The sequence below is a fragment of the Acinetobacter sp. TW_SC_4 genome, assembly GCF_054861205.1.
The window spans coordinates 21,070-47,127 of the sequence record NZ_JBSLRK010000003.1 but is presented as its reverse complement, the minus strand read 5'-3'; the positions used below and the strand labels follow the sequence as shown (position 1 = coordinate 47,127).

The 26,058-nt window shown below is 37.4% G+C and carries 26 protein-coding genes and 3 pseudogenes; 18 read left to right on the top strand and 11 right to left on the bottom strand.

What is annotated here, in order from left to right; genetic code table 11:
* Positions 1–6 precede the first annotated feature (6 nt).
* Positions 7–435 (bottom strand): organic hydroperoxide resistance protein, encoded by a 429-nt coding sequence (locus tag ACWM1W_RS16665; RefSeq protein WP_180087572.1) that lies wholly within the window; start codon positions 433–435, stop codon positions 7–9.
* A 401-nt stretch (positions 436–836) separates the two neighbouring features.
* On the opposite strand from ACWM1W_RS16665, the pseudogene ACWM1W_RS16660 reads away from it, so the two are divergent.
* The 11 genes and pseudogenes from ACWM1W_RS16660 to ACWM1W_RS16610 all read left to right on the top strand — a co-directional run.
* Positions 837–929 (top strand): annotated as a pseudogene (locus tag ACWM1W_RS16660) (IS5/IS1182 family transposase); the annotation flags it as partial.
* A gap of 59 nt (positions 930–988) precedes the next feature.
* Positions 989–1,438: a BLUF domain-containing protein gene (locus tag ACWM1W_RS16655; RefSeq protein ID WP_375726240.1), complete on the top strand. Its 450-nt coding sequence runs from the start codon at positions 989–991 to the stop codon at positions 1,436–1,438.
* Positions 1,439–1,645: 207 nt separating this feature from the next.
* On the top strand, positions 1,646–2,980 hold the full coding sequence (locus tag ACWM1W_RS16650) for an ISNCY family transposase (protein ID WP_461603325.1): 1,335 nt from the start codon (positions 1,646–1,648) through the stop codon (positions 2,978–2,980).
* 631 nt (positions 2,981–3,611) lie between these two features.
* Positions 3,612–4,223 (top strand): recombinase family protein, encoded by a 612-nt coding sequence (locus ACWM1W_RS16645; protein WP_284880653.1) that lies wholly within the window; start codon positions 3,612–3,614, stop codon positions 4,221–4,223.
* A gap of 647 nt (positions 4,224–4,870) precedes the next feature.
* Positions 4,871–4,945 carry a pyrroloquinoline quinone precursor peptide PqqA gene (gene pqqA / locus ACWM1W_RS16640; RefSeq protein ID WP_075107140.1) on the top strand — a complete coding sequence of 25 codons (75 nt, stop codon included), beginning with the start codon at positions 4,871–4,873 and terminating at the stop codon, positions 4,943–4,945.
* A gap of 70 nt (positions 4,946–5,015) precedes the next feature.
* The gene (gene pqqB, locus ACWM1W_RS16635) at positions 5,016–5,927 is read left to right on the top strand and encodes a pyrroloquinoline quinone biosynthesis protein PqqB (RefSeq protein ID WP_004781092.1); all 912 of its coding nucleotides are present in this window, start codon (positions 5,016–5,018) and stop codon (positions 5,925–5,927) included.
* A gap of 9 nt (positions 5,928–5,936) precedes the next feature.
* A complete protein-coding gene (pqqC, locus tag ACWM1W_RS16630) occupies positions 5,937–6,695 on the top strand; it encodes a pyrroloquinoline-quinone synthase PqqC (protein ID WP_005254635.1) in 759 nt (252 codons plus the stop codon).
* Positions 6,692–6,976 (top strand): pyrroloquinoline quinone biosynthesis peptide chaperone PqqD, encoded by a 285-nt coding sequence (gene pqqD, locus ACWM1W_RS16625; protein WP_004781094.1) that lies wholly within the window; start codon positions 6,692–6,694, stop codon positions 6,974–6,976. Before pqqC ends, pqqD begins: the two co-directional genes overlap by 4 nt.
* A complete protein-coding gene (gene pqqE / locus ACWM1W_RS16620; protein ID WP_004781095.1) occupies positions 6,973–8,124 on the top strand; it encodes a pyrroloquinoline quinone biosynthesis protein PqqE in 1,152 nt (383 codons plus the stop codon). Before pqqD ends, pqqE begins: the two co-directional genes overlap by 4 nt.
* A 17-nt stretch (positions 8,125–8,141) precedes the next feature.
* Entirely contained in the window at positions 8,142–9,188 is a 1,047-nt protein-coding gene (locus ACWM1W_RS16615; protein WP_125279788.1) for a dipeptidase, read from the top strand.
* 309 nt (positions 9,189–9,497) lie between these two features.
* Complete coding sequence (locus ACWM1W_RS16610) at positions 9,498–9,695, top strand: hypothetical protein (RefSeq protein ID WP_004282105.1); 198 nt, start codon at positions 9,498–9,500, stop codon at positions 9,693–9,695.
* Between the two features lie 66 nt (positions 9,696–9,761).
* On the opposite strand, the gene ACWM1W_RS16605 is transcribed toward ACWM1W_RS16610, so the two are convergent.
* The gene (locus ACWM1W_RS16605) at positions 9,762–11,639 is read right to left on the bottom strand and encodes a potassium transporter Kup (RefSeq protein ID WP_125279789.1); all 1,878 of its coding nucleotides are present in this window, start codon (positions 11,637–11,639) and stop codon (positions 9,762–9,764) included.
* A 664-nt stretch (positions 11,640–12,303) separates the two neighbouring features.
* Between ACWM1W_RS16605 and ACWM1W_RS16600 the strand changes: the two genes are divergently transcribed.
* A complete protein-coding gene (locus ACWM1W_RS16600; RefSeq protein ID WP_213687804.1) occupies positions 12,304–12,870 on the top strand; it encodes a recombinase family protein in 567 nt (188 codons plus the stop codon).
* Between the two features lie 599 nt (positions 12,871–13,469).
* Here ACWM1W_RS16600 and ACWM1W_RS16595 read toward each other — a convergent pair.
* A protein-coding gene (locus tag ACWM1W_RS16595) for an IS5 family transposase (RefSeq protein ID WP_085064288.1) occupies positions 13,470–14,292 on the bottom strand; the annotation gives its coding sequence in 2 pieces (ribosomal slippage) (positions 13,470–13,910 and positions 13,912–14,292; 822 coding nt in all).
* Between the two features lie 434 nt (positions 14,293–14,726).
* Here ACWM1W_RS16595 and ACWM1W_RS16590 point away from each other — a divergent pair.
* Both ACWM1W_RS16590 and ACWM1W_RS16585 read left to right on the top strand, forming a co-directional pair.
* Positions 14,727–14,866 (top strand): annotated as a pseudogene (locus ACWM1W_RS16590) (cation diffusion facilitator family transporter); the annotation flags it as partial.
* 177 nt (positions 14,867–15,043) lie between these two features.
* The gene (locus ACWM1W_RS16585; RefSeq protein WP_004281236.1) at positions 15,044–15,658 is read left to right on the top strand and encodes a thiol:disulfide interchange protein DsbA/DsbL; all 615 of its coding nucleotides are present in this window, start codon (positions 15,044–15,046) and stop codon (positions 15,656–15,658) included.
* Between the two features lie 306 nt (positions 15,659–15,964).
* Here the strand turns inward: ACWM1W_RS16585 and dmeF are convergent.
* A pseudogene (dmeF, locus tag ACWM1W_RS16580) lies at positions 15,965–16,903 on the bottom strand (CDF family Co(II)/Ni(II) efflux transporter DmeF); the annotation flags it as partial.
* 80 nt (positions 16,904–16,983) lie between these two features.
* Here dmeF and ACWM1W_RS16575 point away from each other — a divergent pair.
* Positions 16,984–17,250 (top strand): metal/formaldehyde-sensitive transcriptional repressor, encoded by a 267-nt coding sequence (locus ACWM1W_RS16575; RefSeq protein WP_005006352.1) that lies wholly within the window; start codon positions 16,984–16,986, stop codon positions 17,248–17,250.
* 44 nt (positions 17,251–17,294) lie between these two features.
* On the opposite strand, the gene ACWM1W_RS16570 is transcribed toward ACWM1W_RS16575, so the two are convergent.
* The 7 genes from ACWM1W_RS16570 to ACWM1W_RS16540 all read right to left on the bottom strand — a co-directional run bounded on the left by ACWM1W_RS16570 (position 17,295) and on the right by ACWM1W_RS16540 (position 24,150).
* A complete protein-coding gene (locus tag ACWM1W_RS16570; RefSeq protein ID WP_094148905.1) occupies positions 17,295–17,420 on the bottom strand; it encodes a YHYH domain-containing protein in 126 nt (41 codons plus the stop codon).
* Positions 17,421–17,544: 124 nt separating this feature from the next.
* Entirely contained in the window at positions 17,545–20,022 is a 2,478-nt protein-coding gene (locus tag ACWM1W_RS16565; protein ID WP_213687777.1) for a heavy metal translocating P-type ATPase, read from the bottom strand.
* Positions 20,023–20,266: 244 nt separating this feature from the next.
* Positions 20,267–21,040, bottom strand: coding sequence for an IS21-like element ISAba8 family helper ATPase IstB (gene istB, locus ACWM1W_RS16560; protein ID WP_075167882.1), 774 nt, complete (start codon positions 21,038–21,040; stop codon positions 20,267–20,269).
* The gene (gene istA / locus ACWM1W_RS16555) at positions 21,040–22,059 is read right to left on the bottom strand and encodes an IS21 family transposase (RefSeq protein ID WP_286716026.1); all 1,020 of its coding nucleotides are present in this window, start codon (positions 22,057–22,059) and stop codon (positions 21,040–21,042) included. The genes istB and istA overlap by 1 nt, the downstream gene beginning before the upstream one ends.
* 100 nt (positions 22,060–22,159) lie before the next feature.
* On the bottom strand, positions 22,160–22,354 hold the full coding sequence (locus tag ACWM1W_RS16550; protein ID WP_004281879.1) for a heavy-metal-associated domain-containing protein: 195 nt from the start codon (positions 22,352–22,354) through the stop codon (positions 22,160–22,162).
* A gap of 469 nt (positions 22,355–22,823) precedes the next feature.
* Positions 22,824–23,705: a copper resistance D family protein gene (locus tag ACWM1W_RS16545; protein ID WP_253139180.1), complete on the bottom strand. Its 882-nt coding sequence runs from the start codon at positions 23,703–23,705 to the stop codon at positions 22,824–22,826.
* Positions 23,706–23,769: 64 nt separating this feature from the next.
* Positions 23,770–24,150: a copper resistance CopC family protein gene (locus ACWM1W_RS16540; RefSeq protein WP_004681441.1), complete on the bottom strand. Its 381-nt coding sequence runs from the start codon at positions 24,148–24,150 to the stop codon at positions 23,770–23,772.
* Positions 24,151–24,501: 351 nt separating this feature from the next.
* Between ACWM1W_RS16540 and ACWM1W_RS16535 the strand changes: the two genes are divergently transcribed.
* The 3 genes from ACWM1W_RS16535 (at position 24,502) to ACWM1W_RS16525 (ending at position 26,042) form a co-directional block, all read left to right on the top strand.
* Positions 24,502–24,744: a DUF2789 family protein gene (locus tag ACWM1W_RS16535; RefSeq protein ID WP_004281876.1), complete on the top strand. Its 243-nt coding sequence runs from the start codon at positions 24,502–24,504 to the stop codon at positions 24,742–24,744.
* 591 nt (positions 24,745–25,335) lie between these two features.
* Positions 25,336–25,767, top strand: coding sequence for a hypothetical protein (locus ACWM1W_RS16530; RefSeq protein WP_004695737.1), 432 nt, complete (start codon positions 25,336–25,338; stop codon positions 25,765–25,767).
* Positions 25,768–25,793: 26 nt separating this feature from the next.
* Positions 25,794–26,042, top strand: a complete 249-nt coding sequence (locus tag ACWM1W_RS16525; protein WP_004695740.1) for a DUF2933 domain-containing protein — start codon at positions 25,794–25,796, stop codon at positions 26,040–26,042.
* Positions 26,043–26,058 lie beyond the last annotated feature (16 nt).

Genomic DNA, 26,058 nt, shown 5'->3' with positions numbered 1-26,058 from the left:
GTTTTTTTATTTGGTATAGACAGTGGTAGACACCTGTATATTACCTCGAATAGCATTGGAATAAGGACATACTTGATGCGTTTGTTCCACGATTTTCTCTGCATCAGCTTGTGAAATACCTGAAAGCGTGACATCTAAGTGTACTGTCAAGGCAAATCCGCCATTGCCATTAGCAACCATTCCAACAGTACTCAAAACTTCTACATCATTATCACGTATTTTATGTTCTTTATTGCTACGAGTTAAATGGATCACTGCATTCCCAAAACAGGCTGCATAGCCAGCAGCAAATAATTGCTCAGGATTTGTTGCATCACCTTTCCCACCTAATTCTTTAGGTAGAGCCAATTTTAATTCTAAAAGACCGTCTTCACTACTAATTGTTCCAGAACGTCCACCGACTGCTTTGACTTGAGTTGAATAGAGGTTACTCATTGATATTACCTTGTTTAGACTTATATTGTGCAAAATATAATTGCACACAATATAAAATAGGTCAATTATTTCTACTAATTTTTCTCATTTAACATAATGGCGCTTATACGAAGTACACTTGTATATTAATTTAAATATCAATTACTTAAATAATTAATCCTGATCATAAAAACCGCAAAAAGCCGATTTTGAAACAAGTCGGCTTTTTTATGAGCGGTTTTGATACTTCTTGCCAATAAAATTGTTTAAAAAATAGTCAATTTTAGCATTTTTCCAATGTTCTCAATTCTTCCAGGTTGAAAACTATCCCCAATTGCTGGGGATAAAATTTAGGCTATTTTGTACGCTTTGGCTCACATATAACTCGGCCCTTTGCGGCTATCCAGGATAAGTGAATTTTACGATATGATAAGCTAAAGTGTAGCTATGAGGGGGCAGTTGCATTAGCTTGTATATTTATTTGGCTACCTTTATCGGGTAAATTCTATACTTGAAATGTCAACAGACCCTAATCGTATTAAAAATTTTTAAAATTTTCATTAAGGCAAAAGCTATGAATGACTTTAGACTACTATATGTAAGTAAGATCAAAAGTAATATTAATCCGATAAATGATCTATATGATATTTTGACAGAAGCCGTAGCTTTTAATAGCCTAAATGAAATTTATGGTGTTCTTTATTATGGAAACGATTACTTTATTCAATGCTTAGAAGGTCAGAAAGATAAAGTAGAATATCTATTTTATGAAAAAATTTTAAAAGATCCACGTCATAAAAACTGTGAAGTTTTATCTTTCGAAAATATCGAAAAATTTTTATTTTCTGCATGGCATATGAAATATGCCATGATTCATAAAGAAGTTATTGATTTCTTTAAGCATTATCATAATGATGAATTTAATCCTTATTTACTGAATAGCTCTACTATTCCAGCTTTTATAGAGCTGTTAAGCACACATGGAGATAGCTTTTCTATCTTAAAAAGTAAAGCTTTAACTTAACCAGTACAAAAATTATTTAGAATAAAATTAATATAATAAAGTGCTTTCAAAAGACTTATGAATTAAGTCTTTTGATCATGCATTTAACATAAAATCTCTTATACGAACACAATCTGTTAGAAACCATTTAAAGTGTCTATATTCTCACCAATAAAAATGTCTAGTTTATGATGGTTTTTACCATCATGGACTGGATATAAATTAGAGATGTTGATCACTATGTCTGACAAGGAAATTCAACGTCTTGCAGTTCTGCAAGACGTTCGAGATCATCGTATTACCCAGGTCCGTGCTGCTGAAATCCTGAATCTTTCCACTCGTCAAATTACCCGGTTATTGCAGAAACTCAATCAAGACGGTGTTTCAGGTCTGGCACATGCCAGTCGTGGTCAACCTGGCCATCATCGCCATGATGAGTTATTAAAATCAAAATGTCTTTCCATTATTTCTGAACATCTGCTGGGCTTTGGACCTACCTTGGCGCATGAGAAGCTCAGCAGCATATTTGACCTGAATATCCCGGTAGAAACGGTTCGGCGCTGGATGATGGCCAATGACCTCTGGATTCCGCGATCCAAGCGCCTTAAACGTCCATATCAGCCACGTTATAACCGGGATTGCTTCGGTGAGCTGATCCAGATTGATGGCTCATATCATGACTGGTTCGAAGGACGCGCTGCTAAGTGCTGTTTATTGGTGTATATCGATGATGCCACTGGAAAGCTGTTGCATCTACGCTTCTGTGAGGCGGAAACCACCTTCGACTATATGCTTTCAACCCGAGCCTACATTGAACAATACGGCAAACCTCTGGCCTTTTATAGCGACAAACATTCGGTATTCAGAGTTAATCAGAAATCCAGGAAAGACAGCAAAATCACGCAATTTGGGCGGATTCTGAACGAGTTAAATATTGATATTATCTTTGCCAACTCACCACAGGCTAAAGGTCGCGTAGAACGCGCGAATAGAACCCTTCAAGACCGTTTGATCAAGGAGATGCGTCTGGAAGGCATCAGTTCAATTGCCGAAGCCAATGCATGGCTACCCTGCTTCATTGAGCACTTCAATCAGAAGTTTGCCAAGTGTGCGAGAAACTTGAAGAATTTACATCGATCTTTAACGGAATCTGATGCTGAGCTGGAGGATATATTCACTTGGCAGGAACCGCGTAAGGTCACGAAGAACCTAACCATCACCTATGACAAGTGTATTTATCTGCTTGAACCGACAGAGCTGAATCATAAGCTTGTTGGGCAATACATTTCATTTCTGGAGTACCCGGATGGCACTGTGGCCCTCATGCATGAAGGACGGAAGATCAACTATAGCGTCTTCAATAAACTGGCTGGACTACAGCAGAATGAAGTGGTTGAGAATAAAAGATTAGGCTCAGTTCTGGCGCATATCCAGCAACAACATGAAGAGTTGGAGAAACAGAATAAACGTTCCCGTCTCAAGAAAAGTATGCCGAGTCGTAAAGCTCAGAAAGCTGTTATTGAACAAAGAAAGTTAAATCCTGTGCTTGACTCTTGTGGTTAAAAACAGGACATTTTAAATGGTTTATCACATAGACATTTTAATTGGTGAATAACAATACTAATTTCGTATAACCACCATTATGTTAAATGGGGAATAAAATACGATCATATATTTATCATCTGATTCTTTTTTTGATAGAAAGAACCATTCTTTCTTTATTTAAATATCTGATACAGTGGCACTTATATAAAATATTATAACTTAGGTGGTCCATGCCTAGCCTAACTCTCAAAGCGACATCAAAAAGATGCTTCGAGCCTAAAGTTCTAATGATTCTAATTGAGTGTCTGCCTTATGAACAAAGGCCTCCTATCAAAGAGTTATTAACCTCTTATCCTGTAGAAATTAAACTAAATTTAACTCCAGAAGTCTTAGAGCCCACTATCGAAAAAATACTAAAACGATTAGGCAAAGTATTTATTATCAGTAAGTAGATCAGTTCTGAAGTGTTCTTAAAATTAACATAATACATGTTATACGAATTCCCAAGGCATGGCTTTTAGTCATGCTTTTTTTATCAAAAGAGTATAGCTGAATGATAGCGAGCCAAATCGCATACAATATCTATCATTAGACTTAATGTAATAATTAAATGATAGTGTTATCATTAATCTAATAGAATTAAGATTAAATGATAGAAATGAATACACGTATTTATCTACGAGCTTCAACTAAAGATCAAGATGCAGAAAGGGCTTTGCAGATTCTTCAGGATCTAAACCAAAACTTGAATTTGGGTAAAACCATTGTGTACGTGGAAAACTATAGTGGTACGAAGTTAGACCGACCTGAATTGAATAAGCTACTGTCAGAAGCAAATCAAGGTGACACCTTGTTGGTTGAAAGTATTGACCGATTATCACGCCTAACCCAACAGGATTTTCAAGAGCTGAAGCGCAGGATTCAGGAGAAAGGACTTCGATTAATTGTGGCAGATCTTCCTACTACCTACCAAATGATTCAAACCAGTGACAGCATTACTCATTCAATCTTGGAACTCATCAACAATATGTTGATTGATCTCCTGGCAACAATGGCCCGCCTAGACAATGAGAAACGTATAGAACGTATTAAGCAGGGCTTAGCGCGTTCGGGTTACAAGCCAACAGGTAAGAAAGCCAATGAGGCTAAGCACAAACGAATAAAAGAATTGCTAGCAGCTGGCAATATGACTAAGGAAGAAATTGCCAAAGCAGTGAATTGTGGAGTTGCAACTGTTTATCGAGTTGCTAAGGCCATTTAAAAAATGGTTTGTATCAGTGCTACCCTTATGTCATATCTATTTGTAGTGGGAAAAGGCATTCTTAAAGATTAGAAGAAGGTATTAATAATGATAAAGCATTTGATTTTCCTGGTTTTTATTTTAACTCTAGTTGTTAAGATCAATAATGATCATAAAAAAAGGGCAAGTATTAAATTAAAAGACCGGCCTATTTTCAAGCCGGTCTTTTATATCGTCGAGCATCATGACTTTATCATAGATATATGAATATTAAGATAAATAAAAAGCCCTATAGTCTCTCCCGTTACTATAAGGCTTATAAATCTCTGCAACTTTTTTCTTAACTACCTACTTTTCCGATGTAGGTTGTGAATATATTTTACCTATTGGTAAAATACAAAGCTATAAGACAAAAGATTAATATGCTAGGAATTTCGCATAACCACAATTATGTTAAATGAATGTGTAATTTCATAGAAATTTCCACTATTTAAATGAGGTAATAAAAGCTTTAAAGCTAGTTTATAAACGATTCATATGTTACACCCTACTTAAAATTATAGTAGTTTCTTAAATAAGGTATATATCTTAATTGACTAGGAATATAATACATCTGACAATTTCCTTTATTCATCTTAACGTTATTAAGATCCTTTTGGAGCATTCCCATGCAATGGACTAAACCAGCTTTTCAAGATATCCGCATTGGTTTTGAAATCACAATGTATTTCGAAGCACGCTAAGGTTTAAGAGACTTAAATCAAATAAAAGCTCTAGACGACTAGGGCTTTTATTTTTTGGAAAGAGTGATCTATGTATATTCATGTTTTAGGTTCAGCAGCGGGCGGTGGTTTCCCACAATGGAACTGCAATTGCCACAATTGTCATGGTCTTCGTCAAGGCACGATTCAAGCTAAAGCACGCACCCAGTCTTCAATCGCTATTTCTGAAAATGGTATCGATTGGATTCTATGCAATGCGTCTCCTGATATTCGTCAGCAGCTTTTTGATTTTAAAGCGGCACAACCTGCACGCAAATTACGTGATACAGGCATCACCAATGTGGTGTTGATGGACAGTCAACTTGACCATACCACAGGTCTATTAACGCTTCGTGAAGGCTGCCCGATTAAAGTGTGGTGTACGGACATGGTGCATCAAGATTTGACTACAGGATTCCCGATTTTTAATATGTTAAAACATTGGAATGGTGGATTTGAATATCGTCAAATTGATCCAAAATCTTCTTTTAAAATTGAAGGATTTGAACATTTAGAGTTCACGCCTTTAATCATTCGAAGTGCTGCGCCACCTTATTCTCCCCACCGTCACGATCCACATGATGGCGATAATATTGCACTGATTGTGAAAGATCTAAAAACCCATAAGCAGCTCTTCTATGCACCGGGTTTAGGCAAAATTGATGATCAAGTGATGCAAATCATGCAAGCTTCAGATTGCGTCATGATTGATGGCACCTTGTGGACTGATACTGAAATGCAAGAATACGGTGTTGGTAAAAAAACGGGTCAAGAAATGGGTCATTTACACATTAGTGGTGAGGGGGGGTCTCTATCTTATTTAGATCAACTCGAAAATACGCGTAATGTGCTGATTCATATCAATAACACCAATCCGATCTTAAATGAACAGTCTCAACAAGCTGCAGAATTAAAAGCGCACGGGGTTGAAGTGGCTTTCGATGGTATGCAGATCGATTTATAAGGTGACATGATGCAACAGATTACAGAAGCCTTAAGTCCAGAAGCGTTTAAAGAAGCGATTCTTGCCAAAGGTCAGTATTATCATATTTACCACCCTTTTCACATTATGATGCATGAAGGGAAAGCGACACAAAAGCAAATTCAGGCTTGGGTGGCAAACCGTTACTATTACCAAATTAATATCCCACTGAAAGATGCGGCCATTATGGCCAATTGTCCTGATCAACGTGTGCGTCAAGAGTGGATTCAACGCATGATCGATCAAGATGGTATTTATCCTGATGGCGGTGGTCGTGAAGCGTGGTTAAGCTTGGCAGAAGCAGTGGGATTAACCCGCGAACAGGTGGTTTCTGAAGAATTGGTATTGCCTGGTGTACGTTTTGCCGTAGATGCTTATGTTAATTTTGCGCGTCGTACCACTTGGCGTGAAGCAGCAAGTAGTTCCTTAACTGAATTATTCGCACCACAAATTCATCAGTCTCGTTTAGAGTCTTGGCCGAAACATTATCCTTGGATTCAAGAACAGGGTTATACCTACTTCCGTTCTCGTCTAAGTCAAGCACGCCGCGATGTAGAACATGGTCTGACCATCACCTTAGATTCGTTTAAAACGGTTGAAGAACAAGAGCGTATGCTCGAAATCTTACAATTTAAATTGGATATTCTTTGGACCATTTTAGATGCTTTGACTTTGGCCTATGTGCATAACCAAGCGCCTTATCATAGTGTCACCGCTGATCATGTTTGGCATAAGGGATTATTCAAATGAGTTTACCTGAATTAGATTTATCGATTATTCCAACATGGCGTCAAGGTTATCGTTTTCAGTTTGAACCGGCTCAAAATGCGTATGTTCTCCTGTACCCTGAAGGTATGATCAAATTGAATGAAAGCGCGAGTGAAATTGGTCAGTATATCGATGGACAAACCACGATTGCTGATATTATTCAAAAAGTCACCGCAAAATTTGGTGATATCCCTGAAATCAAACAGGACATTATTGAATATATGTTGGTTGCTCAACGTGAACATTGGATTGATTTAGCATGAAAGCAACTGTAGGGCTGCCACTGTGGTTATTGGCTGAATTGACTTATCGTTGCCCTTTACAATGTCCTTATTGTTCTAATCCTCTTGATTATGCTTTGCATAATCAAGAGTTGAGCACACAGGAATGGTTTAATGTTTTTGACCAAGCACGCCAAATGGGAGCCGTTCAACTGGGTTTCTCAGGGGGTGAACCTTTAGTTCGTCAAGATCTTGAAGAATTGGTGGCGTATGCACATCAAAAAGGTTTCTATACCAATTTGATTACCTCAGGTATGGGCTTAAACGAAGCACGGATTGCAGGGTTAAAACAAGCAGGTTTGCAACATATTCAAATCAGCTTTCAAGCCAGTGATCCCGTCGTGAATAATGCCCTTGCTGGCTCTAAACATGCATTTCAGCAAAAGTATGATATGTCACGTCTGGTGAAACAGTACGGTTATCCTATGGTGCTGAATTTCGTTATTCATCGGCATAATATTGATCAAATTGATCAAATCATTGAGCTCTGTTTGGAGTTGGAAGCGGATACCGTTGAATTGGCGATTTGCCAATTTTATGGTTGGGCCTATGAGAACCGTCAAGGCTTATTACCGACCAAAGAACAATTAGTTCGTGCTGAACGCATTACTAATGAATATCGTCAAAAAATTCAGGAACAAAATATCAAGTGTAAATTGATTTTTGTGGTCCCGGATTATTATGAAGAACGTCCAAAAGCCTGCATGGACGGATGGGGTAAAATCTTTTTAACAGTCTCTCCAGATGGGACTGCCCTACCTTGTCATGCGGCACGTCAGCTCCCCATTCAATTCCCAAATGTTAAAGAGAGTCAACTTTCCGAGATTTGGTATGACTCACTGAGCTTTAATGAATTCCGTGGTGATGACTGGATGCCAGACATGTGCCAAAGCTGCTCAGATAAAGATCGAGATTATGGCGGTTGTCGTTGTCAGGCATTTATGATGACGGGTGATGCTAAAAATGCTGATCCTGTTTGTGGTAAATCACCTGATCATTATAAGATTTTAAATGCTCGAATCGAAAGTGAAACCCCGATTCCTTTTGATCAACTGGTGTTTAGAAATCCTAAAAATTCTAGACAACTCAGTCAAAAACAATTGATTCCAACACGTACCGTGAGCGACTAATCAGGACACTTGAAGACATGATCTTTGATGGACATAATGACCTATTGACCAGTCTATGGCTCAGTTCTGCCAAAGATCCAGTGCATGAATTCCTTCATGGTACGTTGCCTGGACATTTAGATTTCAAACGTTGTCAGGAAGCACAATGGATGGGAGGATTATTTTCAATTTTTCTCCCCCCTTACGGCTATTTGCAAAAGCATCATCCGGAAAAAATTAAAGATCGCACTGCAACGGATTTTAGTGAAGAACAGATCATTGAGATTTGCACTGCTCAGTTGGAAATGGCTCAGCAGTTGCAATTACGTTCTGAAGGCAAAATTCAGATTTGCACATCTTTAGAACAAGTGAAGACCTGTTTTCAGCATCAGCAATTGGCGATTGTGCTGCATTTAGAAGGTGCCGAGGTTTTAGAATGCGAACCTAAACTTTTGGATACTTTTTATGAAAAAGGTTTACGGAGTATCGGGCCACTTTGGAATCGGAAAAGTCGGTTTGGGGATGGTCTGAATGCATCTTTCCCGCATTCGCCAGACACTGGATCAGGTTTAACGGAACAAGGCAAAGAATTAGTACGCATCTGTGAAAACAAAGGCATGATCATTGATGTCTCTCATATGAATGAGCGCGCTTTTTGGGATACTGCGGATATCCTTAAAGGCTTTAATCAGCCGATTGTCGCTACCCATTCCAACGTGCATGCCTTGTGTGCTCAAGCGCGAAATCTCACAGATTCGCAATTACAAGCCATTCAACGAAGTCATGGCATGGTCGGTATTAATTTTGATGTGGCTTTTTTAAGAAGCGATGGACAGCGTGATCCGAACACCTCAATTGACACCATTATCGATCATCTCAGTTATTTACTTGAACATTTGGGAGAAGATCATATTGGGTTTGGTTCAGATTTTGACGGTTGTTTGCTGCCATTGGAGTTGGGTGATGTGACATATATGCCTTACCTACTTGAACGTATGCAGCAACGTGGTTTTTCTGAAGCGCTGATCGAGAAAATCAGTTCTCAAAATTGGTTTAACTTTTTAAATCAAATATTGAAGGCATAATTGTGTTTTCTTTAGAATACTTAAAATTAACATAACACACGTTATGCGAAATTAGAAAAATGAGTTTATTGCACTGATATTTATCTGTTTTTTAAATTTTAAACCTGGGTTGGTGCCCAGGTTTTTTTATTGTGTATAACAACCATTATGTTAAATGGAACCTTCTTTGTTGAATATTCATACTTTCAATGGAGCAAAACTTGCAGAATCTTGTCTAATTTGTAATCCTTGCAGCCAAGGGTGTCTAGCTGAGCTAAGGCAGGTATTTGTTGTAGTCGGGCCGCTATAATATTGATAAAGAGCGCCTGTATGTTTAATTTCAAGATTTTTAATAAAGTCTCTACGGAAGTGTTGACGATAAAAAATGACCTTCAGCTTAATTCTGAAATTCAACTTATAACAAAATATAAGACCTCTACTTCTGAAGATTATAAAAAAGCAATTATTTTGATCTTTAAAGAACGTGGTTATTCAGCTTTAGAGATTGGTCAACTATTGGAAAATTAAAGTAAAAGATTTATTCTGATCAGATAGGCACCCTTATTTAAAGGTGCCTATTCATTTTAGAAATTCTTAAATTTCAATCTGACTACCTAGCTCTACCACCCGGTTAGAAGGGATTTTATAAAAATCACTGACAGGGCTGGTATTTTTTTGCATTGCGACAAATAACTTTTCACGCCATGTAGACATCTTGCTGGACAGACTTGGAATTAATCTTTCTCTAGAAACAAAGAAGCTGATATTCATTAAGTCATACTCAAGATCCAGTACTGAAAAAGCTTGTTTCAATGAATGAGGCACATTAGGCTCTTCTTTAAATCCATAATGGATCGTTATTCTGAAAAAACCATTCTCTAGTACTTCAGTAACGATTCGCTTAGCTTCATCAACATACGGGATTTCAGAAGTCTTGATTGTCACCAAAAAATTACGTTCATGCAGAACTTTATTATGCTTTAAATTATGTAAAAGCGCATGGGGTACGACTTGAGGCGTTCCAGTTAAAAATACGGCATTTCCACTCACTTTCTGACCTGTCTGTTCAAGGTGCTCAAGAAACACATTCAGTGGAAGCGTTTCCTTCTGCAGTTTGTCCTGAAGAATCTCTCTGCCTTTTTTCCAGGTCATCATGAGGGTAAAAACAATAACCGCAATAACGACTGGTACCCAGCCTCCAATCAGTACTTTTAATAGGTTTGAACTCAGCAAAACCAGATCAATAAAGGCGAATGGAATAATGAACAGTAAGACTTTCCATGTTTTCCATTTCCAGTAACTATAAGCCAGAAAAGCTACTAACAGTGTGTCACAGAACATGGTCACAGTGACGGCCAGACCATAAGCACCTGCCAACTTGCTGCTACTTTCAAATATTAAGATCAAGATGGTGATAGAGATAAACAGGAGCCAGTTCAGTAATGGAATATAAATTTGTCCAATTTCCGAAGCGGAGGTATGTAAAACTGTAAGCCTAGGTAGATATCCCAACTGTATTGCCTGTTTAGCCATAGAGAATACCCCACTGATTAAAGCCTGTGAGGCAATCACTGCAGCTGCAGTAGCCAGAATAATCATAGGATATAGAAGGGCTGAAGGCAGAAGCAGGTAAAAAGGATTGGTGATAGCCGAAGGATCTCTTAACAGTAATGCTCCTTGTCCAGCATAATTCAGCATCAGACATGGCAGTACAATTAAAAACCAGCCTAACTTGATCGGTAAAATACCAAAATGTCCCATATCCGCATATAAGGCTTCACCACCTGTTACTGTTAAAACCACAGCTCCCATCACAAAAAATGAAATAAGAGGATTGTTAATAACGAATAAAAAAGCCCAGTGTGGGCTGAATAATGCAAGAACAAATGGACTTTGAATAATACTCATAATGCCAATGGCACCAATAGATAGGAACCATAACAGGGTAATAGGACCAAAAAACTTCCCCATCATTGCAGTCCCATGTTTTTGAACGGCAAAGAGAGCTATAAGAATTCCAATACTGATTGGAATAATGAAGCGATCAAATGACGGGGCAGCAACAGAAAGTCCCTCAACTGCAGATAAAACAGAAATAGCAGGGGTGATGATACCGTCACCGAAGAATAAGGATGCTCCAATGAAACCTAAGATAATGATTGCCAGTCTTTTTCCACGGGACAATCCTTTTTGCCTAAGGTTTAAGGCGAGTAATGCCATGATACCCCCTTCACCATTGTTATCAGCTCTCATGATCACCAAAACATATTTAAGCGAAACAATTAAGGTAATGGTCCAAAAGATTAAAGAGAGAATTCCCAGGATATTAAGTTCATTAATAGGTAGCCCGCGTGTCGCATGAAAGCTTTCTTTTAATGCATATAATGGACTCGTTCCTATATCGCCGAATACTACTCCTAGTGCAGCCAGTGTTAATGCTGGTACTGCCGGCTTACTCACATTATTTTGCATATATTTGATTTACAAAATTGGGGAGCCTCGAATTTTATCATCTGGCTTCTCATAAAATTGCCTTGTACATAAAAACCCATACTTTCTTAGAGTGTTATAGTTTTTCTAGCTAAGCCTGCACTATATAGGTGCTATTTCACTTATAAGTAATCCAAAAATATATGATTCTTTAATAGATAATTTTAAGTTTTTTCTAAAATTAACATAATACACCTTATACGAAATGCGTTATAATTCTATTGAAAATTCAACGCTGTAGTTTCTTTTTTGCCCAACCTCCCCAAGGTGGGCTTTTTTTTATGATTTTTTCACGTTCCACGACCTCTAAATGATCAATGTTCCACGATTTTAATAAGCCTTGGTAAACAGTAAGATCAGCCATGAAGTTTAAAGAAACGGCTCTAAAAGCCTCTTTTTTCGGATTCTGGTTCAACTTGTTCAGGGGTAGCAATCTGTTTAGGTGAACCGTACTGGGTTTATTGGAGAGAAATTTTTAATATCTAAATTTATGTAACTATAGAGTATACCCTAAAGTGACAATCTAAAAGTTCGTAAAAGCATGTCTCATTTAAATGATTTTTAATCATAAGTAACATGTAACTTTGGTATTAAAGATTTATAATTTACGAAATTGTTCATTTTTATCCAATTGGGGCATGAAAAAGTGAAAGGTCAAAAAGTAGGTTATGTCCGGGTCAGTTCAGTCGAGCAAAATATGGGACGTCAACTTGAGGGAATTGAAGTCGATCGAATTTTTGTTGATCGCGCTTCAGGTAAAAATACCGATCGACCTAAATTTCAGGAAATGTTGAACTATGTCAGGGAAGGCGATCAAGTTGTTGTACATTCCATGGATCGTTTTGCGCGAAGCCTAAAAGATTTGGTCACTGAAGTAGATAAACTGGTCAAACGAGGGATCGCCATCCAGTTTGTAAAAGAAAATATTACTTTTACGGCCCAATCCACTCCGATGGATAATTTGATGCTGCAACTGATGGGTGCTTTTGCACAGTTCGAACGTGAGATCATTTTAGAACGGCAAAAGGAAGGAATTAAACTAGCCTCTACTCAAGGAAAGTACAAAGGCCGGGTACATAAATTAAAACCCGACCAAGCTGAAGCTTTACGGCAGGCATGGAAGGAGGGGAAGTACCCTTCAAAAATGGCATTAGGCCAGGCATTTGGAATTAGTCGCCAGGCGGTATACCGCTATTTAAAAGACAGTGAGTAACTCATTGAAATTTGCGAATAGACTTAGTTTCACGATGAAAATCGTGAAACATTGATTAAATAATAAGTGCAGAAAGCAAATAATCACAAAGTTTCCGGCCTATAAATTTTTGATTTAGCAATAATTAAATCCATTACAATTCAAATTTTTCAGCAACGACTTATCTTTGTTAAAATAGTATTAATTTATTTTTTTTAGGACAAACCTTAACAAAATTACAAATTTGTAATTTGGTTGTCATTTAGGTGTATATATCTAGGAATTAGTATATGAAGAAATTATTTTTTGGTCCAAGATATGATTAGATTCAATAATATATATATGAAGATTGTTTTAGTTATTTTTACTATAGTTTTTTCAACCAGTAGTTTTGCTGATGGGGGACTTCGTTTCTTAGAGAAAAATTTAGAAATAATTAACAATGAAAAAAGCAAAGGGTGTGAAGAGAATTAATTCAAAATTATAATGAAGCACATATAACTAGGAAAACTAAAAATTAGTTATTTTTAGTATGGTGTAACTAAGATTAATTAATTTTTTTAAATCGAATGATAAATATATTTATTGTTTTTAATTTATTAGATCTCTTGCGAAAGTCGTTATTGCAAGTTCATCCGGTTTACCAGTGCAGCGATTAAGTTAATGCGTAAACCGAATCTTTTCCGTCTATTTCGATAGCGTTCACTTAGTATTCTAAATCTTTTCAATTGACTGTTAATGTGTTCGATTACAACTCGTATTTTTCCAATCATTTTATTGTAATTTTTCTCAGCATCAAATAAGGGTAAATTCTTCTTTTTCTTTATTGGCATCAATAATTTAAAGCCATCTTGCTCTAACCCATAGTACCCTAAATCGGTCATAACATAGTCACAATGTTTGAATTTCTTAACTGTTTTTCTTGCCAATTTAATATCATGCTGACTGCCAGACGATATATCTACTCCTATGATTTGTTTGCTCTTCGGATGATAGATCACTTGGGCTTTTAACGTATGTTTCTTCTTTTTACCACTGTAGAACTTACTCTGATTTTTTTTTCGGGCGTTCTATTAAACATTCTGTCGCATCAATAATTACCCAGTTAAATTGTTCGTCTGCTGTGGTAATGCTTCGTTTTGGCAGGGTAAAACGTCTTGATTTCATTAATGCATCTTCAACCTTTTTAATAGTTCGATTCACATTACTTTCAGCGATATGGTAATTTGCCGCCAATTCCAATTGGGTGTTGTAGCTCCGTAAGTAATTGAGTGTTAATAATAATTGATCCTCTATAGCTAAAGTATGAGGACGCCCTAATTTCTTTTTAAGTGATTCTGCTTCTTTTAAAACTTCGACCATTTCACTAAAAACTGCTCGAGGTACACCAACCAAGCGCTGGAATTCAGAATCTGAAAAACGATTTAATTTCTGATATTTCATGAAATCTATATTGAGGCAGTTTTTACTTTCGCAAGAGGTCTATTCTTTACCATTTTCAAATTTTTAAATAATCCGAAAAGACTATTTTAAACTTTAGGGTCACATATGCTCCTATACATAGGCAGGAATAAATATGCAACTTAGTATATTTGCAACAATAGTACTGGAAAGATTCATGTAATAATGCTTAAAACTCTCTAATTAGTTAGGGAGGCATTGGAATTGGAGAAAAAGTAAAGTGCCCACTAGCGAATGTGGTTATTGGAGGAATTATCTCATCAACCCTTCTTATGTTGGTTTTATTACCAATATTGTCCCGGTGGATAAATGAAAAGAAAGCTTCTTGACCAATTATAGTAAGCAATTTTTAGCAGAAATATTGAGGCTTACTCAAGTCTCTCAGCTAATCGTAAATAGAATAAGGAAACTATTGTATGTCAGAAGATCATTCTCAGAGCCACGCGGCTGTTACTGAAGAGAATAGTAAGAAGTTAATATTTACTGTAGGTTTGACCACTACGTTTTAATCGTAGAAATTATAACCGTTTTTATTACTCAAAGTTTAACTTTTGTGATTATCTAAAAACACATAGCGGTCGAATGGCCATATTAACTGACTTAAAATCAGTCGCATACTTTAATGTAGCGGTTCTGATAGCACAAAAGTTCGCAGCATGAAAACGGAACCGGCATAATTGATTTATAGTGAACCCATACACTAAGCATAATGATTTAGAGGACGATAATCCCAATGAAAAAATTCCTTTTAGGAGCTGTTGCCGCATCTGTTTTGGCCTTTTCAGGCAATGCTATGGCCAATTTTGTGGCAGGTCAGGACTATCAGGTGGTTGCAAAACCAGTCAAAGTCGAAAAACCGGGCAGAATTGAGGTACGTGAATTCTTCTGGTACGGCTGTGGTCACTGTTTCGCGCTTGAACCACATATGCAGGGCTGGTTGAAAAAATTACCAAAAGATGTACGTTTTGTACGTACGCCGGCTGCAATGAATCCACTCTGGGAGCAGGCAGCGCGTGCTTATTATGTGTCTGAAGCATTGGGTGTGCGTCAAAAAGCACATTTACAATTATTCCATGATATTCATGATAAGCAACGTCCAATTTTAGAACAGGCGCAATTGGCCAAGTTCTATACCCGCTATGGTATTCCTGAAGCGAAATTTAACAGCACTTATAAATCTTTCCCGATCACTTCGAAAATTGCCCAAGCCAAAAATCTGGCTGCTCAGTATCAGTTAAGTGGTGTTCCGGCAGTGACCGTGAATGGTAAATATATTGTGCAGGGTAATGATGCCAAAGTCATTCAGGTGGTGAATTACCTGATCGAGAAAGAGCGTAAAGCCAAATAAGACGCGATTGATTATCTCTAAAAAAAACCTGCATCGAATCTGCAGGTTTTTTTATTTAAACTGGAGGAATGGTTATTTACGTCCTGACTGCCGGATCTGGTGTTTCTATCGGCGGGCGATACCAGTGTAAAATTCCTCGGAATAAGAGCTGCATCTGCAACACGCTTTGCGCTTTAAAGTAATGAATTTTCCTTTCTATTTCAACACGCAGAATTGCCGAGGCGCCCCGACGCTCTACAACAAACAAATTCTAATCTAAGATTTACATAAATAGACTGATAAAGTTTAAAAGGAATAAATATTAATTTAAACAACATGGAAATTCTTGTTAATTTCAACAGAAATATGAACAATCTCTTCATGAATTGACAAAGCTTTACGAACTACCTCTGCTGTTAAGGAGTCATTAACTGTATTTAGGGATAAAATACATGAAAATTTACTTCTACCTACTTTCCAGACATGCAGATCAGTAATCGTAATTTGGTTATCTAATTCCTCTACAACTTCCTGAATCTCCTTTACTACAGGATGTTCCATCTCTGCATCAAGCAATGTTTTACCTGTTTCTCTAATCAATCCCCAAGACCATTGTGCTACAAGCACTGCACCTACGATCCCTAGAATTGCATCTAAAAAATCCCATCCAAAATACTTCCCTGCGAAAAGTGCAATAATCGCTAATACAGAAGTTACTGCATCTGCTACTACATGAAGAAAAGCGGCTTTCTGGTTTAAGTCATGGTCATCATGAGAGTGATGATGATCGTGGTGGTGGTCATGGTCATCATGAGAGTGATGATGGTGGTGGTGACCATTTTCACGTAGTAACCAGGCACAAATAAAATTAACGATCAAGCCAACAATCGCAATTGAAATTGCCTCGTTGTAGTGAATATTCACAGGATTGAATAAACGTTCTATCGATTGAACACCCATGAATACAGCAACAACCATCAATAAAATGGCACTCGAATATCCAGCTAAGATTTCTATCTTCCATGTACCGAAACAGAATCTCTGATCACGAGCATATTTTCGAGCCATTTTATAGGCAAAATAAGCTAAGCCCAATGCCAACATATGAGAACTCATATGCCATCCATCAGCCAATAAAGCCATGGAATTAAAGAACCATCCTCCAAAAATTTCAAACACCATCATTACACCAGTGAGGATGGTTGCGATTAAAATTTTCTTTTGTGCTAAAGGATTTCCTTCGTCAAATTGATGCGAATGGTCACTTTTAACATTATTTAGATATTACATTTTATTGCACCACAATTAATACTCCCCCATAGTATATGTTCTTGAGGTTGAATAGTATGTCTCACTTAAATCAGAACAAAAAAATTTTAAATCGGATTAGACGAATTCAAGGTCAAACTAATGCCCTTGAACAGAATATTTTAAATTCTGAAAATTCTTGTATTGAGGTATTACAGCAAGTTGCAGCAATTAAAGGTGCGATAAATGGCTTAATGAATGAGTTAATAGAACTTCATCTTAGAGAACATGTACTCGGTGATACTGAGAAAATAAAGGAAAAAGAACTAAATGAATTTTTAGCTTTAGTTAAACGCTACTTATAACTTTAAAGCACAGTCTTTTAAATAAAAAACTGTGTGCGCACCTATTAATGACAGTGGTAATCACCAGTTTTACTGTTGGTATGACAACCCTGTGAGTTCGTTCCCCCAGAATGAGCATTCGCATAGGTAAATGACATGCCTATAAAGCATATTAATAAAATTCTTTTCATCTTAATCCCTCTCAAATAATTAGAATATCAACTGTATGATATTTAATAAAAGCCAACATGGCTTAGACTATTTCCAAATATATAAAGTAAAGCCAACAAAACTTTAAATGTATATAAAAAATGGTTAAATAATTGCAAGGGGGGCTTTAAAACGTTTTAATCGTAAAGCATTTCCTAGTACAAATATTGACGAGAGAGCCATTGCACCAGCAGCAAATACAGGAGAAAGTAGCAGTCCAAATTGCGGATAAAGTACACCTGCTGCAATAGGAATCAGAGCTGCATTGTAAACAAATGCCCAAAATAAATTTTCACGAATATTGGTTATAGTCGCTTTGCTTAAAGCGATAGCATTTGGCACTCCTTTCAGGTTGCCAGACATCAAAACCACATCAGCAGCTTCAATAGCTACGTCTGTACCTGTACCTATTGCTAAACCAATATCTGCTTCTGCAAGTGCAGGGGCATCATTAATGCCATCTCCAACATATGCGAGTTTACCATATTGATTTTTTAATTTTTTAACGGCCTCTATTTTACCTTCTGGTAAGACTTCTGCAATAACCTCATCAATACCTAGTTTTTTTGCAATCGCTTGAGCTGTATGACGGTTATCACCTGTAATCATGGCAACCTTTAAACCTAACTGATGTAACGCTTCAATTGCAGCAAATGTTGATTCTTTAATTGGATCTGCTACAGCAATAATGGCAGCAAGTTTCTGGTCAATCGCAACATAGAGAGGGGTTTTTCCTTCTTCTCCCAAACGATCCGAAAATTGAGAAAAAACAGTAGGATTCAAACCTAGTTTTTCCATATATCGATCTGCACCAATATGAACCAAATGCTCAGAAACCTTCGCTTCTATTCCGTAGCCGGTCACTGATTTAAAATCAGCAACAGGAGACAGGATTAATTCCTTATCTATAGCGGCTTGTACAATTGCTCGAGCAATAGGGTGCTCAGACTTTGATTCAACGGCTGCCATCAGTGAAAGTACGGTATTGTATTCAAAACCTTCTAAGACATGCAGATCGGTTAAAATTGGTTTCCCTTCAGTCAGAGTCCCTGTTTTATCAACTGCAACCACTTTAGTTTCTTTGAGCAGCTGTAAAGCTTCACCTTTACGAAATAAAACCCCCATTTCAGCACCCCGCCCAGTTCCCACCATGATTGATGTAGGCGTTGCAAGTCCCATCGCACAAGGACATGCAATAATGAGTACCGCAACTGCATTAACTAAGCTAAACGTTAGGGCTGGCTCAGGGCCGAAGATAAACCAAGTAATAAAAGTTAAAAGAGAGAGACCCATTACTACAGGTACAAACCACATGGTAATTTTATCAACCAATGCCTGAATAGGCAGCTTGGAACCCTGTGCCTGTTCAACCATTCGGATGATTTGAGAAAGCACTGATGAACTACCAACAGAGGTGGCTTTGATATTTAAGCTGCCACTTTGGTTAATTGTTCCTCCTACCACAGTAGAGCCTATCGTTTTTTCAACGGGCATAGGCTCGCCAGTAATCATGGATTCATCAATAAAACTTTGGCCGTGAATAACTTCACCATCGACAGGGATACGCTCGCCTGGTCTAATCTCTACAATCGTTCCTGTTTGAACTTCGGCAATCGGAACTTCTATCACCTGATTATTGAGCTGTATTCTGGCAACTTTAGGCTGCATTCCAACTAGATGTTGAATTGCTAAAGACGTTCGGCCTTTTGCCTTGGCTTCAAAAAATCTACCTAATAGAATTAAAGTGATAATAACCGCTGCAGCTTCATAATAAACATTGACCGTGCCTTGTGGCAGGACACTTGGAAAGAAAGTAGCAACCACTGAATAAAGATAAGCAGCCAATGTTCCTACAGCCACCAAGGAATTCATGTCTGGTGCTAAGCGGAATAAACTTGGGATGCCCTTTTTGAAGAAGCGTCGGCCTGGAAAAATTAATGCTACTGTGGTCAAGAAAAATTGCATTAACCAGCTATTTTGTTGGCCAATGTTATCCATCATAAACGTATGAAAGGCGGGAATCAGGTGTGATCCCATTTCTAAAATAAAAACGGGTAGAGTCAATAAGACTGACAAAATTAAATCTTTTTTAAGTTTTTCTAATTCAATATTTTTTTTATCTTGAAAGCTTTCCGTAGTTTGATGAACTGACTTTGCTTCAAACCCTGCTTTGGTGACAGCCTGAATTAACGAGTCACGAGTGACAGATGAGCTTGCCTGAATAGTCGCTTTTTCAGTAGCCAGATTTACATGAGCTGATTCCACACCCTCAACAGATTTTAAGGCCTTTTCTACTCGACCTACACAAGAAGCACATGACATACCCTCAATCGTAAGCTCTATTGGTTGCAGCGCTTCCACTTCGTAGCCTGCTTTTTCTACGGCTTTAATTAAAGTAGCGCGATCAAGTGGTTGATGCGCATAAATGACTGCTTTTTCGGTAGCCAGATTTACATGAGCCGATTCAACACCCTCAACAGATTTTAAAGCTTTTTCCACACGGCCTACACAAGAAGCACATGTCATCCCCTCAATCTCTAATGTTTCACTGTAGTGTGGCGTATCAGTCATTTCGGTACTCATATACGATCTCTATCATTTAGATATGCTGAGTTCTATATGCGAAGATCAGCTCGAACCAAGATTAGGGGGAATTCAGGGATTACTTTTATTTCAAGCAAGTACAGGTTTTATCTGTACGATGAGGAAAATAAGAGAGAGTAAAAGTGGTAAGGAATTCCCACTGTTACTCTTGTCAACGGCATTCTAAAATTGACCCCTTTTACCTTACAAATGGCAAAGTAAAATTGACCCCTTTGATCTCGTATTAAGTTTCAACCTGGGGCTGAATCCCAATTCTTTTTTTACCCTTCAAACGATAACTCTCACCCGATATTTGTACCACATGACAGTGATGTAATAGCCGATCTAACATCGCAGCGGTCAACGTGACATCATCCGCAAATGACTTAGACCATTGGCTAAAGGGTAAGTTACTCGTCAATATCGTACTGCCTTTTTCATAACGCTTGGCAATCACGTTAAAGAACAGATTCGCTTCTTCACGTCCAAATGGTAAATAACCAATTTCATCGATAATCAGTAACTTTGGTCCCAGTACCGCACGCTGCATATAGGTTTTCAATTTACCTTGCTGATAGGCTGTACTCAGTTGCAGCATTAAATCCGCTGCGGTAATGAACTTGATCTTAATGTTGTTCATGATGGCCTTATAGCCTAATGCCATAGATAAGTGCGTTTTTCCTACTCCGCTAGCCCCCAGAAACACCACATTTTCTGCTCTAGCAATAAAGCTCAGATTGAACAGTTCAATCACCTGTGATTTAGGGGCCCCTAGGGCATAATTAAAATCATAGTCTTCCAGGGTTTTGACTTGAGGCAGGCCTGAGAGTTTCATCAGTACCTGCTGACTGCGCTGTTGCCTGGCAGCATATTCATGCGTCAAGATTGCTTCAACAAAGTCGGCATAACTTCCATCCTGACCTAATGTTTGTTGTGCATGATGTGACCATTGTGATGCGATGGCAGGCAGATTGAGCTTTTGGCAAAGCTGCTCTATACGGTCGTATTGCAGATTCATCAGGAAACTCCTAGCAACTGATCATATACCGATAAGGGATGCTGCAAACTCTCGTAGGGCATGATATGCTGTGCTGCTGCAACAGGTACAGTGCCAGAACCTGTATCTGATTGCGGTAATGGCGTAAATTTTTGCTGCTCCTGTTGCAGTCGAACAGCCGGTTTTTCTTGCGTGGTGGCATGAATCCGCTGATTGGCGGTTTCATGCAGCCACCGGCCAATGTGGGCATTGGCGACATCAACATTTAACAGTAAACCCGAAGTCTTCAGGCTTGCTTTCAATGGCACAATAAAGCTTGATTTGAGGTATCCATTAAAGCGTTCAACTTTGCCTTTGGTCTGTGCACGGTAGGGCTTACATACGCGAGGACGAAAGCTGTATTTCTTGGCGCAGTCGAGCAGTTTGGGGTTCCATTTATGCTGCCCCTCCTGATAGGCATCCCGTTCAATCATGATCGTTTTAGCGTTATCAAACAGGATTTCTTGAGGTACTCCTGCAAAGAACTGAAATGCATTTTCTAGACCATCGATCCATGCATCGGTACGTTCATGATCATAAAATTTCACGAAAGTCGCTCTGGAATACCCTAATGTTGCGACAAAGGCTTTCAAAGTCGTGTTGTTGCGTCGAATCGTGGTGAAATCCACCTGCATTTGTTGGCCAGGTTGGGTTTCAAAACGAATGATCGGTTCCGGTTTAGCAACTGGTTTTAATGTTGCGAGATATTCCCTCAAGATCCTGATCTTTCCTGGATATCCCAACCTTAAAATTTCCTGGTAGAGCACAACAGCAGGAATCCATTCAGGATGAGCTGCGTTTACACGTTTGAGTAAATAGGGTTTATATGGATCAAGAATACTTGTTCTAGGTTGTGTACGCCGATACTGAGGTGTTTCCTTCTGCCGTAAATATTTACGTACGGTATTTCGGGACACCCCCAGTTCACGACTAATGGCTTTAATGGATTTACCTTGCTGATGAAGTATTTGGATTGTCACTGCTTGCTCCAAAGTTAACATGTTGAGCAGTCCAAAATGACCGCTATATTAACCAAGGGGGTCAGTTTTTAAATGCCGTTAGGGGGTCATTTTTACACTGCCGCTAACACTCTAACAGAGATTAAGCAGGATCAGCTGTAAATCCACGCTCACTGAGAGTGGCAATGACTTGATCCTGACTCACCGTTGTGTTGATTTCAACAATACGGTTTTGTAAATCAATATCGAGTGAGGCATTCGAGTCGAGCTCTTTAATTGCGGTAGTAATGCCGCGTGCACAACCACCACAAGTCATATTAGCGATGTGAAATTTCATATGTTGCTCCTTTTTAACAAAACATTTGTTTAAAACATTAGAACAGTAACTCTAAACTTTCACCATACAACCAGCCTTTTTCTGAATCAGTTACTCGCTGTAACTTGGTCTGTTTACAACCTTACAGTTTTCTTCAGAGTATTCCAAAGAAGAGTGTTCTAATGACTACAGTAAAAGTACTTAACCAACATTAATGTGACTTTAAAATGACATTTTTGTCATCTACGATCACTCTGAAATTTATAAGATTAGTTATTTCAATCAATGGTAGTGAACTGAATAGATGAGACCGTTATGGGTTGAAGATAAGCTAAAAACCGGTGACTACCTTTATGTATAATGCCTCATGATGCGATTTTACTGTTCTGATTGTCGTAAGTTGACAGTCCAGTAGAAACTTTATTGCTCAGCTACAAAAGATAAATGCAGTAATGTTAAATTTCCTCAATTCCCTTATTTTGAAATTCTCTTATTCAATACCCACGACAGTGGTTATATAGCCTGTTGTTAATAGAATTGATAGACCTAATAACATCTCAAATAAAATGGCATGACTAAGGTGTTTAGCGAATTTAGGATGTTGAAGACGCGGGGTGAAATACCATTTGTTGAAGGCAGCTAAAAGTAGAATACTTATAACAAAAAACATTTTAACCATGAAACCATAGCCATATGCAGTATTGATTAAGGTATTAAAATCTTTAATTAAAAGAAGAGCTACACTAGCGCCACAGGCGATTAATATCCCAACAATGAAAGCAGCAATACGTCCAAATACATGCATGCGATCTTTTAAAGGTAAACCACTTATTTCCCGGCTGGTTTTCCATAACGGATATAAAGACCCCATCCATAACGACATAACTAGAATATGGATTGATAATAAAATTTGAGCAAGTAAGGTTAAATTAGCGACATGTCCGAGCTGGGAAAAACTAAAAATAATCGGGATAAGTAAAATACAAAATATTGAACTTTCAATTATAGAAAAATGACCTTTGTTCCTGTTAAGTTTAACCACCATGAGAAGAAGTAAAAGAGCAAAACTAATAGAACGAAGAACGTTTATATACCCCGTCGGAGTATTAACCAATATATTAATATACGTGGGGTCCACCATACCTGTAATACCAGTATTGGCAAAACTACCAATCAGAATAAAAAATCCCAAGGTACTGGAAATTAGGCCTAATCCAGCGCCAATTGTAATATATTTAAGAATCGATTCTTTTAGTTCAAGATATTGTCTAAGTAAAAAATAGCAAAAGGCTCCACCAACGACAAAAGCTACACTTAAATATAAAATAACCTTAGTTAACCAAGTGGCCCACATCCAATATTCAGAAATCATTATTTTTGTCCATTCTAGAACAACATGCCAGCACCTCACTGACATGTTGAAAGGTAATCAATTCTTATTTAGTTGATTTGATAGTGAAACTATATTCACCATTCATGTTGTGACCATCTTTCCCCATTGTTGTCCAGACAACGGTATATTTACCTTTTTTCAGTTTCGGAAGAGCGACATCAAAGGATTTCTTTAAGTCATGAGTAACTTTATATTTTAAAGGAACATCTCTTCGCTGAGCATCCAGTAACTTAATATTCATCAACATAACCTCTGCACCAAAGTTAAGGGTCAAGTTCTTTGGTTGACTAAGGATAGATGCATTTTCCGCAGGAATCGCACTCACTAAACTCACATGTGCGAACGTAGTTGTAGTAGCCACAATCATCGTTGCAGCTACTACAACATTACGTAGAGCAGTCATTTTATTTTGAAATAATTTCATTTACGTTTCCTCTTGATTCGTTAGTTCATTAGAGATGACTTTATAAAATCTATATTTAATGAGACCACATCATCTCCTCTTATATTTCAATTATTAGTGAGAGACAGAAACAGAGCGATGACTTCAAAATTACATTTTTGTCATTTTTAAAATTTAAAATCTTTAACTATTAAAATAATCTTATTGAAAAATAATGATCATTTAACAAACAAATTATGTAGGTGGTTGATTTATGAAATGTAGTAATCATTTTGTCTAAGAAAATAGTAGCTATTTAATTTTTTATATTTTAGTTTAAATATAAACATGTTATGTTTAATTTGATCTAATATAAATTTGTGGGCTAAGCACATGACTCAAACACGTCCAAGAATGACCAAATTATTTGAACAGCTTGGTTTAGCTTCTACTGAAGAAGCAATTGCAAAATTCATAGAGAGCCATCAGCTAGCTGGAGATGTTTTTTTAACACAAGCAATTTTTTGGACTGATGCTCAACGTCATTTTTTAGAAGAAAAACTACACTCTGATGGTGAATGGACGACAGTGATTGATCAATTAAATGAGTCTTTACATGAAAATTCAGTAAAATAATTTTCCGTTAGTATTAAGGATCTACATTCTTCCCTGCATTGAATACAACTCATTCATACAGTAGTACTGTTTTGGAGATGGAATCTCTATTATATAAGTAGTAGATTCCTTACTCTGAAATTTGGATTATAAACCCTAATATTAAAAATAATCTTCTTTACCTTCTATCTAATAAATATACCAATAAGTTTAATAATTAAATTATCCACCCTTTTTTCTATAAAAAACTATTTTGATCAACTGTATTTTTTCTTTAAAGGAATAACAGTGTAAATTAGTCTCTAACTAGCCTTGGAGTCATCTAATCATTTCATTTTTATTTTTTTAAGCACATAAAATCATAACAACTTTAATAGTTTTAAAAGATTAATATTAAATAAAATTTTTGTCATCTCAGCATAGACTATATATTTCGAGAAGATCTCAAAATTACATTTTTGTCATTTTTAAAAATAATTAATTAATAGTGCTAAAATTTTTAAGAGAGACAGAGAATAACCAAAAATTTCATCAGTTTAGTAGTCAAATTCCTAGACTCTGTTCAGTACTAAAACATAGCTTTTACTTCCAAATTATTTAAAGGAAAAAATTATGATGAAATTCAAAAACATTTTTTTGGGCTTATGTATCGCAGCCGCGTCATTGAATACATTTGCACAGCAATCCGATGAACACAAAGATCACCACCCTGAAAAAACAGCACCATCTGCAGTAACAATTAAGCAAACAGTTACCAGCACCACTGCTACAGATAAAATGGCTGCAATGGATCAACACATGAAGGCGATGCAAGCCATGCATGAGAAGATGATGGCTGCAAAAACCCCACAAGAACGTCAGAAACTTATGGCTGAGCACATGAAACTCATGCAAGGAGGTATGAGTATGATGAAACAGATGGGCAGCCAAAGCATGAATGCAAATATGGCTGACCGTCAGCAGATGATGGAAAAACGTATGGACATGATGCAATCCATGATGCAGATGATGATGGACTGTATGCCTCCGTCAGCAACTAAATAGTTACCCATGAATTAGGGGAAAGCACCATGAATCACCAACACCAAGAAAATAATTCAGTACCTAACTTTTGGTCTACACGTTATGCCATTGGTCTAATCGTGCTGGGTGGTATCGCAGCTTATTTTCTATTAACGGAACATTTAGCCCACGTTATCGGTGCTTTGCCTTATTTATTCCTTTTAGCGTGTCCACTGATGCATATTTTTATGCATGGTGGTCATGGGCATAACCACTCGCAGCAAAAAAAATCCGATATATCTGATAACAAAAAATAGCTCTTATCAGGAGATC

Bases quoted from the DNA above. Each gene is read 5' to 3' on its own strand.
- ACWM1W_RS16615 (WP_125279788.1), top strand. From the start codon at position 8,142: ATGATCTTTGATGGACATAATGACCTATTGACCAGTCTATGGCTCAGT.
- ACWM1W_RS16645 (WP_284880653.1), top strand. From the start codon at position 3,612: ATGATAGAAATGAATACACGTATTTATCTACGAGCTTCAACTAAAGAT.
- pqqE (WP_004781095.1), top strand. From the start codon at position 6,973: ATGAAAGCAACTGTAGGGCTGCCACTGTGGTTATTGGCTGAATTGACT.
- ACWM1W_RS16570 (WP_094148905.1), bottom strand. From the start codon at position 17,420: ATGAAAAGAATTTTATTAATATGCTTTATAGGCATGTCATTTACCTAT.
- ACWM1W_RS16665 (WP_180087572.1), bottom strand. From the start codon at position 435: ATGAGTAACCTCTATTCAACTCAAGTCAAAGCAGTCGGTGGACGTTCT.
- ACWM1W_RS16525 (WP_004695740.1), top strand. From the start codon at position 25,794: ATGAATCACCAACACCAAGAAAATAATTCAGTACCTAACTTTTGGTCT.
- ACWM1W_RS16540 (WP_004681441.1), bottom strand. From the start codon at position 24,150: ATGAAATTATTTCAAAATAAAATGACTGCTCTACGTAATGTTGTAGTA.
- ACWM1W_RS16565 (WP_213687777.1), bottom strand. From the start codon at position 20,022: ATGAGTACCGAAATGACTGATACGCCACACTACAGTGAAACATTAGAG.
- ACWM1W_RS16530 (WP_004695737.1), top strand. From the start codon at position 25,336: ATGATGAAATTCAAAAACATTTTTTTGGGCTTATGTATCGCAGCCGCG.
- pqqB (WP_004781092.1), top strand. From the start codon at position 5,016: ATGTATATTCATGTTTTAGGTTCAGCAGCGGGCGGTGGTTTCCCACAA.
- ACWM1W_RS16585 (WP_004281236.1), top strand. From the start codon at position 15,044: ATGAAAAAATTCCTTTTAGGAGCTGTTGCCGCATCTGTTTTGGCCTTT.
- ACWM1W_RS16550 (WP_004281879.1), bottom strand. From the start codon at position 22,354: ATGAAATTTCACATCGCTAATATGACTTGTGGTGGTTGTGCACGCGGC.
- pqqD (WP_004781094.1), top strand. From the start codon at position 6,692: ATGAGTTTACCTGAATTAGATTTATCGATTATTCCAACATGGCGTCAA.
- ACWM1W_RS16650 (WP_461603325.1), top strand. From the start codon at position 1,646: ATGTTGATCACTATGTCTGACAAGGAAATTCAACGTCTTGCAGTTCTG.
- ACWM1W_RS16605 (WP_125279789.1), bottom strand. From the start codon at position 11,639: ATGCAAAATAATGTGAGTAAGCCGGCAGTACCAGCATTAACACTGGCT.
- istA (WP_286716026.1), bottom strand. From the start codon at position 22,059: ATGTTAACTTTGGAGCAAGCAGTGACAATCCAAATACTTCATCAGCAA.
- ACWM1W_RS16575 (WP_005006352.1), top strand. From the start codon at position 16,984: ATGTCTCACTTAAATCAGAACAAAAAAATTTTAAATCGGATTAGACGA.
- ACWM1W_RS16535 (WP_004281876.1), top strand. From the start codon at position 24,502: ATGACTCAAACACGTCCAAGAATGACCAAATTATTTGAACAGCTTGGT.
- pqqC (WP_005254635.1), top strand. From the start codon at position 5,937: ATGCAACAGATTACAGAAGCCTTAAGTCCAGAAGCGTTTAAAGAAGCG.
- istB (WP_075167882.1), bottom strand. From the start codon at position 21,040: ATGAATCTGCAATACGACCGTATAGAGCAGCTTTGCCAAAAGCTCAAT.
- ACWM1W_RS16655 (WP_375726240.1), top strand. From the start codon at position 989: ATGAATGACTTTAGACTACTATATGTAAGTAAGATCAAAAGTAATATT.
- ACWM1W_RS16545 (WP_253139180.1), bottom strand. From the start codon at position 23,705: ATGATTTCTGAATATTGGATGTGGGCCACTTGGTTAACTAAGGTTATT.
- ACWM1W_RS16610 (WP_004282105.1), top strand. From the start codon at position 9,498: ATGTTTAATTTCAAGATTTTTAATAAAGTCTCTACGGAAGTGTTGACG.